The 10,707-nt window shown below is 65.5% G+C and carries 15 protein-coding genes; 12 read left to right on the forward strand and 3 right to left on the reverse strand.

Features of this window, described 5'->3' with window-relative positions:
- Positions 1-111: 111 nt before the first annotated feature.
- From JHC57_RS05795 to grxD, 3 genes are read left to right on the forward strand one after another with little or no spacing between them, the layout of a single operon-like run.
- Entirely contained in the window at positions 112-438 is a 327-nt protein-coding gene (locus JHC57_RS05795) for a DUF1476 domain-containing protein (protein WP_294029055.1), read from the forward strand.
- Between the two features lie 10 nt (positions 439-448).
- Positions 449-682, forward strand: coding sequence for a BolA/IbaG family iron-sulfur metabolism protein (locus JHC57_RS05800; protein WP_294029056.1), 234 nt, complete (start codon positions 449-451; stop codon positions 680-682).
- Between the two features lie 47 nt (positions 683-729).
- Positions 730-1,062, forward strand: coding sequence for a Grx4 family monothiol glutaredoxin (gene grxD / locus JHC57_RS05805; RefSeq protein ID WP_294029057.1), 333 nt, complete (start codon positions 730-732; stop codon positions 1,060-1,062).
- Positions 1,063-1,268: 206 nt separating this feature from the next.
- On the opposite strand, the gene JHC57_RS05810 is transcribed toward grxD, so the two are convergent.
- Genes JHC57_RS05810 through JHC57_RS05820 form a run of 3 tightly spaced genes read right to left on the reverse strand, consistent with a single transcriptional unit; the run spans position 1,269 to position 2,853 of the window.
- Positions 1,269-1,718 carry a globin domain-containing protein gene (locus JHC57_RS05810; RefSeq protein ID WP_294029058.1) on the reverse strand — a complete coding sequence of 150 codons (450 nt, stop codon included), beginning with the start codon at positions 1,716-1,718 and terminating at the stop codon, positions 1,269-1,271.
- A 36-nt stretch (positions 1,719-1,754) separates the two neighbouring features.
- Positions 1,755-2,441, reverse strand: a complete 687-nt coding sequence (locus JHC57_RS05815) for an alternative oxidase (RefSeq protein ID WP_294029059.1) — start codon at positions 2,439-2,441, stop codon at positions 1,755-1,757.
- Between the two features lie 16 nt (positions 2,442-2,457).
- On the reverse strand, positions 2,458-2,853 hold the full coding sequence (locus JHC57_RS05820) for a group III truncated hemoglobin (protein WP_294029060.1): 396 nt from the start codon (positions 2,851-2,853) through the stop codon (positions 2,458-2,460).
- A 101-nt stretch (positions 2,854-2,954) separates the two neighbouring features.
- On the opposite strand from JHC57_RS05820, the gene JHC57_RS05825 reads away from it, so the two are divergent.
- The 9 genes from JHC57_RS05825 to JHC57_RS05865 all read left to right on the forward strand — a co-directional run.
- Positions 2,955-3,392 carry an Rrf2 family transcriptional regulator gene (locus tag JHC57_RS05825; protein ID WP_294029061.1) on the forward strand — a complete coding sequence of 146 codons (438 nt, stop codon included), beginning with the start codon at positions 2,955-2,957 and terminating at the stop codon, positions 3,390-3,392.
- A gap of 347 nt (positions 3,393-3,739) precedes the next feature.
- Positions 3,740-4,108 carry a BlaI/MecI/CopY family transcriptional regulator gene (locus JHC57_RS05830; RefSeq protein ID WP_294029062.1) on the forward strand — a complete coding sequence of 123 codons (369 nt, stop codon included), beginning with the start codon at positions 3,740-3,742 and terminating at the stop codon, positions 4,106-4,108.
- The gene (locus JHC57_RS05835; protein WP_294029063.1) at positions 4,105-5,790 is read left to right on the forward strand and encodes a M56 family metallopeptidase; all 1,686 of its coding nucleotides are present in this window, start codon (positions 4,105-4,107) and stop codon (positions 5,788-5,790) included. Before JHC57_RS05830 ends, JHC57_RS05835 begins: the two co-directional genes overlap by 4 nt.
- A 170-nt stretch (positions 5,791-5,960) precedes the next feature.
- Positions 5,961-6,878 carry an MBL fold metallo-hydrolase gene (locus JHC57_RS05840; protein WP_294029064.1) on the forward strand — a complete coding sequence of 306 codons (918 nt, stop codon included), beginning with the start codon at positions 5,961-5,963 and terminating at the stop codon, positions 6,876-6,878.
- Positions 6,878-7,648 (forward strand): hypothetical protein, encoded by a 771-nt coding sequence (locus JHC57_RS05845; RefSeq protein ID WP_294029065.1) that lies wholly within the window; start codon positions 6,878-6,880, stop codon positions 7,646-7,648. Before JHC57_RS05840 ends, JHC57_RS05845 begins: the two co-directional genes overlap by 1 nt.
- Positions 7,645-8,292, forward strand: coding sequence for a DUF4230 domain-containing protein (locus JHC57_RS05850; RefSeq protein WP_366928528.1), 648 nt, complete (start codon positions 7,645-7,647; stop codon positions 8,290-8,292). Before JHC57_RS05845 ends, JHC57_RS05850 begins: the two co-directional genes overlap by 4 nt.
- A 66-nt stretch (positions 8,293-8,358) precedes the next feature.
- Entirely contained in the window at positions 8,359-9,069 is a 711-nt protein-coding gene (locus JHC57_RS05855) for an adenylate cyclase (RefSeq protein WP_294029066.1), read from the forward strand.
- A gap of 70 nt (positions 9,070-9,139) precedes the next feature.
- The gene (gene nadA / locus JHC57_RS05860) at positions 9,140-10,129 is read left to right on the forward strand and encodes a quinolinate synthase NadA (protein WP_294029067.1); all 990 of its coding nucleotides are present in this window, start codon (positions 9,140-9,142) and stop codon (positions 10,127-10,129) included.
- A 130-nt stretch (positions 10,130-10,259) separates the two neighbouring features.
- Positions 10,260-10,707: DUF2853 family protein (locus JHC57_RS05865; RefSeq protein ID WP_294029068.1), on the forward strand; the 448-nt coding region annotated here is incomplete at its 3' end.

The raw sequence follows: 10,707 nt of genomic DNA on the forward strand, positions 1-10,707 counted from the left end.
GGACCCTAAACCCTTCGTATACGAAAGGGAAGTGATCTGCGGCACAGGCGGCTTGCGCCGCCGGGACGGGCGACCTATCTGCAGGGCGACATTCATTCGCATGAGGATAAAATGAGCGGATTCGACGATCGTGAGCGCGCCTTCGAGGCCCAATTCGCCCGTGACCAGGAGGTGCAGTTCCGCATCACCGCGCGCCGCAACCGGCTCGTCGGCGAATGGGCGGCCGAGCGTATGGGGCTGACGCCCGAGGAAACCGACGCCTATGCCAAGGCCGTCGTGCAGGCCGACTTCGAGGAAGCGGGCGACGAGGACGTTATCCGCAAGCTCGCGGGCGATCTGACCGCGGCGAGCGTCGAGATCAGCGATGCGGAGATCCGCGCGGTGCTGAACGACAAGACCGCCGAAGCGCGCCGCCAGTTCATCGACAGCCAGAACTGAGGCGCATTCGATGGGCATGCGCGAGGATGATCTGCGGGCGATGATCGTCGCTGCCTTTCCCGATGCCGATGTCCGGATCACCGATCTTGCCGGCGACAACGACCATTATTCGGCGCATGTCGTCAGCGAATCGTTCCGCGGCATGACCCGCGTCGCACAGCACAAGGCGGTGTACGCGGCGCTCGGCGGACGCATGGGCGGTGAACTTCATGCCTTGCAATTGACGACCGCCATCCCCTCATAAGGGGCTGACACGAATTTTGCGGCGCATGGCGCCACCGGAGACATGAGATGAGCGACCCCACCACCCACGACCGCATTGCCAAGCTGGTCGGCGACAACCCCGTCCTGCTGTTCATGAAGGGCACGCCGCTGTTCCCGCAGTGCGGCTTTTCATCGCGAGCGATCGCGATGCTCGACCGCCTCGGCATCGAATATGAAACCGTCGATGTGCTGCAGGACATGGAAATCCGCCAGGGCATCAAGGAATTTTCGGACTGGCCGACGATCCCGCAGCTTTATGTAAAGGGCGAATTCATCGGCGGCAGCGACATCATGATGGAAATGTGGGAAGCGGGCGAGCTTCACCAGCTGATGACCGATATTCCGGCGCGCGCCGAATAAGCGGCATGATTGCCGGATAGCAAAAGCCCGCCGGCGCGATGGCGCCGGCGGGCTTTTTGTTTGTCTGTTTTTGGGGTGGGAAGCGGACATTCGTCATCCCGGACTTGATCCGGGATCCACCGCAGCGCTGAATTCATGGACCCCGGATCAAGTCCGGGGTGACGATGATGGCGAGGTCAGCTTTCGGTCGTTATCGGCCATCGGGTTCAAGCCGCCTCGGCATCCTCATATGCCTGCGCTTCCGCGCTGATGAGGATGTCGGCGAGCATCCAATAGGCCTCGCCCCATGCCGCCAGCACGTCGTCGGTCGCGACCTCTGCGCCCAGCACGTCGCGGATCGCGGGCAGCAGGGCTTCGGCGACATGGGGATAATGCTCCGCCTTCACCCCCGTCTCGATATGGCGGGCGACCATGCGCGATACCGCCGGGCCGAGGTTCTGCAGCTTGTCGATATTCTTCGCATAGGCGAGGATCGCCGCCGCAAGGCGCTTCGGTTGTTCGCCGCTCGTCTGCGCGGCGCGGTCGAACATCGCCTCGATATCCTTGTTCCCGAACAACCGTGCGTACATCGCGGTGGTGATCGCAAGGCCGTGCTTTTCGAGGGCCGGGGCGGTGGCCTTGACGATAGTCATCGCGTGGGCGGAAGCGGTGCGCATTCTGATATCCTGTCGTTGAGAGAGAGTGTGTGTGGTTCAGGCCGCGACGCGGAGTTGGTCGGCATGTTCGGGATAAGGGGCGACATGCGCCGCCGGTTCGATCCCGGCGAGTTCGCTGGCAAAGCCATGGTTGACGTCGCGGTGGTGCGCCTCGTCGGCGCGGACCACGAGGACGACATCGCGCAGCGTCGCATTATCGGCGAGCTTCCAATAATGTCGGGCGATTGCCGGCGCGGGCAGGTCGGGGCTGCGGCCTTCGTCGATTTCCTGAAGGTAGAGCGTGTAGCTGATCACCGCTTCCTCCTCGAAATAGCCGACGACACGGTGTGCGGTCCTGGCGCTGATCAGGTAGAGTGCGAAGAAGGCGAGGTAAAAGACCCACTGGACGCCGAGGATGACGAGGCGCTCGAACAGCGTCGGTTTCGCGATCTCGATAAAGGTCATCAGATGCATCCGCTCATTTTCCGCCTCTTCCATCAGCGTACGGATCCATCCCCTGTCGTCTTCCATACGGCGCAGGCTCTTGAGATGCACCAGCGTCGCGCCGACCATGCCGGGAACAGCGGCGACCGTTTCGAGCACGATCGCGCGGTGGCCGTAGCGCTTGGCAAAGAAGGTGTCGGCGACGAGGCGCAACATCCTGGTGAAGCCGAGCGCGATGCGGTCGGACAAACCGACCGGCCGGTGGTGGACGCCGAGGTCCACGAAAGGTGCGTTGGGCATGGGTATTCTCCTTCGGTCAAGCTACCCGGCGGTCGGGGTCGTCGAGGCGGAAAAACAGGGCGAGTTGCAGACTTTCGGCGATGCGCGCGGCCTTGGCCTGCAGCGCCGCCGCAGCGGCGGGTGCGAGCAGTTCGCCGGTGGTGTCGGCCCAGATCGCCAGCCAGCGCTCGAACATCGCGGGGGTGATATGCGCCTTGTGCTTCAGATGTTCCGCGACCGGACTGCCCTTGTAGCGCCCGCTCGTCAGCATCACCGACGACCAGAAGGCGACGAGCTTTTCGAGATGCCCGGGCCAGTCGTGCACCGCGGCGTTGAACAGCGGCCCGATCCCGGCGTCGGCGCGCACGCGGTCGTAAAATGCCGGGATCAGGCGCTCGAGCGCGGCTTCATCGATCTGGACGTCCTGCGTCATGACTCGCTCCAATCATGTATATAGCGCGCATGTATGATCGGAATTTGAAACATGCAACAAAAATACATATTACAGGTGGACGGAAATTTCGAAGGATCAGAATGCGCCTGACGCGCTACACCGACTATGCGATGCGCGTGCTCCTCTATGCGGGCACGCAGGATGACGACCGGCTGAGCCCGATCTCCGAGATTTCGCGCGCCTATGGTATTTCGCAGAATCATCTGATGAAGGTCGTCAACGACCTGGTGAACGCGGGTTATCTCGAAAGCGCGCGGGGGCGGTTCGGCGGGATCCGGCTGGCACGGCCCGCGGCCGAGATCAATGTCGGTGCGGTCGTGCGCCATACCGAGGAGGGGTTCGACCTCGTCGATTGCGGCAGCTGCGTCATCGCGCCCGCCTGCGGGCTGACCGGCGCGCTCGCCGAGGCGCTCGCGGCGTTCCTGAAGGTGCTCGACGGATATAGTCTCGCCGACCTGCTCGCAAAGCGCGCGGATTTCGCCGCGCTGTTCGGCATGCCGGAAATTTCGAAGAGCTGAAAAAGCTTCCGGGGGGCGGGGCCTTTCGGCCGCTCCGCCCCCCGTCTGCATTGGGGCAAGTGGGGTTTTCCCGGGTGGGGGCAGGGGACATCAGGGACCAGACTGATGCCCCCCACCGCTCCATTTGAGCGGAACACTCGGGAACATCCGATACCATACAATTGCCGTGCCAGTTCCGGCGCCGGTCGAATTTCGGCATGACATGCTGGTTAGCGATTCCTTACCGCGCCTGCCGCTTGTCAAAAATCCCGACACTCTTGCCGTTCAGCGCCGTTCAGCAAGCGTTCAGCCCTTTGACTACATTTGTAGTCGCATCATATCGACGGGTGCCAGTGGGAGGGGTCCGCATGGCAGAACGAGCAAGCGATTCGGAGATGCAGGTGCTGTCGGCGCTCTGGGAGGAAGCTCCGCAGACCGCCGCCGACCTGACCTCGCGCATCGGCAAGATCAACGGCTGGACGCAGGCGACGGTGAAGACCTTGCTCGCGCGGCTGGTCCAGAAGGGCGCGGTGACGGCGGAGGCCGACGGTCGGCGCTATCTCTATAGCCCGGCGATCGAACGCGCCGAGGCCGTCGGCGAGGAATCGCAGCGTTTCGTCGACCGGCTGTTCGGCGGTCGCGTCAGCCCGCTGATCGCGCATCTCGCCGACCGCGAGGCACTGACCGACGCCGACATCGCCGAGATCGAGGCGCTTTTGAAGAAGCTCAAGTCATGAGCGCCGCGGTGCTGCTTGAGGCGTGGGCCGACACGCTCGTCACCACGGGTATCCTCGTCCTCCTGATCCTGATCGTCCGCAAGCCCTTCGCCCGGCATTTCGGGCCGCGGCTGACCTACGCGCTGTGGGCGGTACCCGCGCTGCGGCTCATACTGCCGCCGCTCCCCTTCGCCGAGCCCGCGATGATCGTACCCGAGCGGTCGGCGCCAGCCATGATCGAGGTACCGGCCGGCTTGCCCGTTGCGGCGCCGGCGACGGCAGCCGAACCGCTCTGGTCGCTCGCCGATATGACCCCGCTTCTCTTCGCCGTCTGGGCGGCGGGCACGATCGCCGTGCTCGCGACCGCGATGGTCTCGCATGCGCGCTTTCGGCGCGCGGTACTGGGCGAGGCGGTCGAGCTCGAACCGATCGGCAAGATCCGGCTGGTGATGTCCGACGCGGTCGACGGCCCCGTCGCCTTCGGCCTGTGGCAGCGCTATGTCGCGGTACCGCACGATTTCTTCGCGCGCTATGTCGCCGAGGAACGCGCGCTGGCGATCGATCACGAGCTGTCGCACCACCGCCACGGCGACCTCTGGGCGAACAGCGCGGCGCTCGTGCTGCTCGCCGCGCAATGGTTCAATCCCTTCGCCTGGCGTGCGATCCGCGCCTTTCGTTTCGATCAGGAAGCCGCGTGCGACGCGCGCGTGCTGACGATGGCCGACGGCGACGAACGCGGCGAGCGTACCGCGCGCTACGCCACGGCGATCGTCAAGGCGGCGGTCGGCCCGCGCCTGTCGCTCGCCGCCCCGATGGCGGTCCACGATAATCTGCAGGAGAGGCTGACGATGTTGACGAGGCAGGATATTTCGAAAAAGCGCGGTCTCGTCGGCCGGCTGCTGATCGGCGGTGCGACGCTCGCGGTGCTCGGCGCGACCGCGACGCTCGTCCCCGCGGGGATCGTCGTCGCAAAGGCGCAGGCGTCCGATATCCCCGTGCCGCCGGCCCCACCCGAACCGCCGTTGCCGCCCGAGGCTCCCGATGCGCTCGATGCGCCCGGGGTGATGGTCTTCACCGAACATAGCGACGACAGCACGACCGTGGACGGCAAGAAGAAGCGCGAAGTCCACCGGATCGTCATCCGCCGCGACGATGAAGGGGAAGGCAAGGCGCCCGCGGTGATGTTCGCGCCCGCCGACGGCAAGGACAGGGCCCGCCGCGCCGAAATCCGCACCCCGGGCAGCCTGTCGCGCGACGACGTGCTCGCGACGCTGAAGGAGCAGGGTATCACCGGCAAGCGGGCCGACGCGATCGCCGACAGGCTCGAGGCGAAGCGCAAGGAGCGTATCCGCACGGTCATGGCGCCGATTCCGCCGATTCCGCCGATGCCGCCCATCCCGCCGGTACCGCACGGTGCCTGGTCGACCCACGGCAAGACGGTGGTCATGGGCAAATGCGGCGACGGCAAAGCGGCGCCGATCGTCGACCGCGACGAGAGCAGCGGCAACAGGCGCAGCCATGTCATGATGTTCGCGTGCAGCGATACGGCCGAAGGCAAGGCGGCGCGCCTGTCGGCGCTGAAGAAGGCGCGCGCATCCTTTGTCGAAAGCAAATGGTCGCGCACGATGTCCGAAGAGATTCGGGCTCAGGTCGCCGCCGACATCGACAAGGCGATCGCGGACATCGAGAAATCGGGCCACTGAGGCCCGACCAGCTTCGACGCCGGTCTTTGCTCCCCGGTGGGGCCGGCGGCAGGGGCGGAGAAGGGAGCGGCCCATGTCGCTCCCTTTTTTCGCGCTATTCCCTCTTCGCGCCCCGTCATTTTTGACCGGCACGTCTTTTCCTTCGCGGTTCGCAATGCCACATGACGGGCATGAGCGAAGAAAAGCCCTGGCCCGACACGATCCGCGCCGGCGAGTGCGAACAGCATGAGCCGCTGGTGCGCCGCGTGCTCGCGCCCAATCCGTCGCCCTATACCTTTACCGGCACCCAGACGTGGATCGTCGGGGCGGGCAGCGACGTTGCGGTGATCGATCCCGGCCCGACCGGATCGGGGCTCAGCATCGGCGATCCCGCCGACATCAACGGCGCCGGCCATGTCGACGCGATCCTGCGCGCGACGCACGGCCAGCGCGTCGCCGCGATCCTCTGCACGCACACCCATCGCGATCATAGTCCCGCCGCGGCACCCCTGAAGCAGGCGACGGGCGCCCCGATTATCGGCTGTGCGCCGCTCGCGCTCAGCGATGACGGACCCCGCGCGGATTCGGCGTTCGACGCCGACTATGCGCCCGACCGTATCCTGACCGACGGCGAGCGGATTTCGGGCGACGGCTGGACGATCGAGGCGGTCGCGACGCCGGGGCATACATCGAACCATCTGTGTTTCGGGCTCGTCGAAACGGGCGCGCTGTTCACCGGCGACCATGTCATGGCCTGGTCGACGAGCGTCGTCAGCCCGCCCGACGGCGACATGGCCGCCTATATGGCAAGTTTGTCCAAGCTCCACGACCGCGACGACCGCGTCTATTATCCGGCGCACGGCCCGGCGGTGACCAAGCCGCGGCAACTCGTCCGGGGGATGCTCGGCCACCGCAAGCAACGCGAGCGGCAGATTCTGCGGGAACTCGAAAAGGGCACGCGCGTGATTCCGGATATGGTGAAGCATATGTACAAGGGACTCGACCCGCGGCTGACCGGCGCCGCCGGGCGTTCGGTGCTTGCCCACCTGATCGACCTCCGGACGCGCGGCATCGTGCGCAACGAAGGCGACGACTGGGTGCCGGCCTGATGCTGCTGCCGCTGTTGATCGCCGCGGCGGCGCCCGCCGCCGCGCCCGATCCCGTTGTCATCGCTCTCGTCACGGGCGAGGGCGACCGCAAATGTCTTCCCGGCAAGGACCTGTGCCTCGACCTGTCCGGCGCCAAAGCGGGCGATGGCGGCCTCGTTCTGACCGCGCCGGGCACGGGCGAAGCCGACGATCTCGCGCTGCCCTTCGCGCAGGGCGACGGCCAGACGCTGGACCTGTGGCCGAACCTGATCGCGGGGCCTTCCCCGGAAGGCGCGGCACCGGACGCGCGCCAATATCTGATGGGCATCCTCGTCGGTACGAGCACGATGTATTCGGGCGGCGGCGGCAACGGCAGCCGGCTGCACCTGCTGCGTCTCGACACGACGCCGTCGAACGCGCGTCTCGGCGGCGAGGTGCTCGATATTGTGTGGGACAGCTCGCTGATGATCCGCGCCTGCTTTTCGGAGCAGGATATGAAGGATCGCCGCGAGGCGTGCCACGACGATTATAGTTTCACCGGAACATTGTCCGCCGGACCGGCCGAGGCGGGCGAGCTTCCGGTGCTCACCTATCGCGCGGTGGCGACCGCCTATCCGCGCACGTCGCGCCGCTCGGCGGACAACAGTGGCCAGCGCCTGAAGGCAGGCGATCTCGTCCACGAGAAAGATCCCCTGTGCAGCTATGAACGGACGCTGCGCTACAACCCCGCGACGTCGCGCTACGAAATGGACCGGCCGGCGCCCGATTGCTCGGACTATACCACACCATGACCCAGCCTTTTTCCTCGCCCGCTCCGCGCCTGTTGCCGCGCCTGATCCTGCTCGCTGCGGCCGCCCTGATGCTCGCCGCCGTCTGGTGGGCGGTGACGGCATGGCAGGGCTGGCAGAAAGGCTATGACCCCGAAACCGTCGTCGCGGCGAGCCTGCAGGGCTTGCAGGAACAGAATGTCCTCGTCCCCTTCACGGCGCGCTACGTCGCGGTCGTGACTTCGACGCAGAGCCGGCTGGGGCTGAGCGCGAAGAAGACGCTGATCATGCCCGGCACGGTTCGCTACGAGCTCGATCTCGGCAAGTTGAAACAGTCCGATCTCGACTGGGACGGCGCGGCCAATGCGCTCACCGTCACGCTGCCGCCGCTGCGGCTCGCGGGACCCGAGATCGATATCGACGCGATCAGCGAATATCGCGACGGCGAGATTTTGCTGACACTGACCGATGCCGAGCAGGCGCTCGATGCGGCGAACCGCAAGGCGGCGCAGGAAGAGCTGATCAAGCAGGCGAAAGGCACGACCCCGATGCGGCTTGCGCAGGGCGCGGCGCGGGCCGCGGTCGAGCAGAGCTTTGCCATGCCGCTGAAGGCCGCGGGGATCGATGCCAAGGTCACGGCGCGCTTCGCCGACGCACCGTCCGGGTAAAAGCCCGCTTTTCGTACGTCCGCGGCTTTGTTATCCTCGCGCCCGGGTCGGGATGGGGGAACAGGCATGGCCAGTACCGCGGAGGGCGCCGCGCGCGCCGAACTTTTCTGGCATCGCATGGCGATCGGCCTCGCGATCTTCATTGTCTTCGGCTTCCTGCAATTTGCGCTGCGGGGCTTCGTCGATCCGGTCGCGGCACCCTTCTGGGTTCATGTTCACGGTGTGGCGATGCTGGCGTGGCTCGCGTTGCTGATTGCCCAGCCGACATTCGTCTCGCGCGACAACCTGGTACGGCACCGTCAGCTCGGGCGGATCGGCGGCCTGCTCGCGCTCTTCATCACCTGCCTCGGCATCTTCACCGGCGTCGCCTCGCTGATCCTGAACCGTTTTCCGCCCTTTTTTACGCCGCCCTATTTTCTTGCGCTGACCGTGACCGAATCGCTCGTGTTCGGCATGATGGTCGCTTGGGCGATCCGGCGGCGGCGTGCCACGGACTGGCACCGGCGGTTGATGATCGGGGCGACGATCATCATCCTCGAGCCGGCGCTGGGACGGCTGCTTCCGATTCCCATAATGGGGCCGTGGGCGGAGCCGGCGGTCGCGCTCTGCCAACTGGCGGTTGTCGCAATGATCGCGACCTATGACCGGCGTAGCCGCGGCGCGATCCATCCCGCGACCCGGGCTATCGCGGCGGTTGTCATCGCAACGCGCGTCGCCATATCGCTCCTGTCGATGACGCCTCCCGTCATCGCGCTCGCGACGCGGCTTGCCGGCTGATGCGGTCAATTGCCCTGCCGCGGGGCAGGGTGTAGGGGGGCGCCAAGGCTAAGCCATACAAGGAAACGCCATGACTGCTCCCGTCCGCGAGAATCTCTCGGGTCTCGACCTGCGCGCCGAAATCGAACGCCTCCGCAAGGAACGCAACGCCGTCATCCTCGCGCATTATTACCAGAAGCCGGAGATCCAGGATCTTGCCGACTTCGTCGGCGACTCGCTCGAGCTGTCGCGCAAGGCGGCCGACACCGACGCCGATGTCATCGCCTTTTGCGGCGTCAAATTCATGGCCGAGACCGCGAAGATATTGTCGCCGCAGAAGACCGTGATCCTGCCCGACATGGACGCGGGCTGCAGCCTCGAGGACAGCTGTCCGCCCGAACAGTTCAAACGCTTCCGTGAAGCGCACCCCGATCATATCGCGCTGACCTACATCAACTGCTCGGCGGCGGTGAAGGCATTGAGCGACATCATCGTCACCTCGTCGAGCGCCGAGACGATCATCAGCCAGATTCCGCCCGAGCAGAAGATCATCTTTGGCCCCGACCGGCACCTCGGCGGCTATCTCAACCGCAAATTCGGCCGCGACATGCTGCTGTGGCCCGGCGTTTGCATCGTCCACGAGGCGTTCAGCGAGACCGAGCTTCTGAAGCTCAAGGCACAGCATCCCGGCGCGCCGGTCGCGGCGCACCCCGAATGCCCGCCGCACATCGTCGATCATGCCGATTATGTCGGATCGACGAGCGGTATCCTGCAATTCGCGAAGAGCTTCCCCGGTGACACGCTGATCGTCGCGACCGAGCCGCACATCATCCACCAGATGGAACTGGCGCTGCCCGAGAAGAATTTCATCGGCGCGCCGGGCGCCGACGGCAACTGCAACTGCAACATCTGCCCCTATATGGCGCTCAATACGATGGAAAAGCTCTATATCGCGCTGCGCGACCTGAAGCCGCAGATCGAAATGGAGGAGGGGCTTCGCCTCGCCGCGCGCAAGAGCCTCGACCGGATGCTCGAAATGGCATCGGGGACGGTCGGCAAGGGCGACCTCGGCAAGCGATAGGGCGGATGTCCGGCTCCGCGATGTTTGCATTTTCGGAAAATGATATAAGTTCCGTCTCCTAAGACGCGAGACTCGCCCCCCGTGCGAGCGTCTGACGGCGAACCCTTGCGTCGGGCAGGAGGATAATCGCATGGCAGAAGATTGGCTGGCGGATGTCAGGAAATATGTCGCGGACGCCGACGAGACGGTGGTGTCGGCGATCGTCAAATATCTGGGGATCGCGCTTCGGAACCGCGATTCCTCGCTGGTTTCCTTCAGCGACAAGAAGGAGACAGACCGGGTTCGCGAGAATTTCCTCAAAAAGAAGCTGGGGTTGACCGACGATGACGCGACGCTCGATGCCGCGATCGCCGGCGTCGGCGAGCGGATGAAGGAAGACCGGACGAAGAACCGCGTCACCGTCTATTATCTTCTGGCGCAGCATTTCGGCCTGCTCGGCCTCTTCGGCGGCGCGGCGGGTGTCGCCGGGGCGGCCGGCGCAGCCGCGAGCCTGGCCGCCGCGAGCGGGCCGGGCGGTGACGCCGGCAAGGACGAGGAAACCGCCCCCGTCGCTCCGCTGGCTGCGGCGGGTCTCGGCG

Origin of the sequence: Sphingopyxis sp. (assembly GCF_016463645.1) — a bacterium.
Taxonomy (GTDB): domain Bacteria; phylum Pseudomonadota; class Alphaproteobacteria; order Sphingomonadales; family Sphingomonadaceae; genus Sphingopyxis.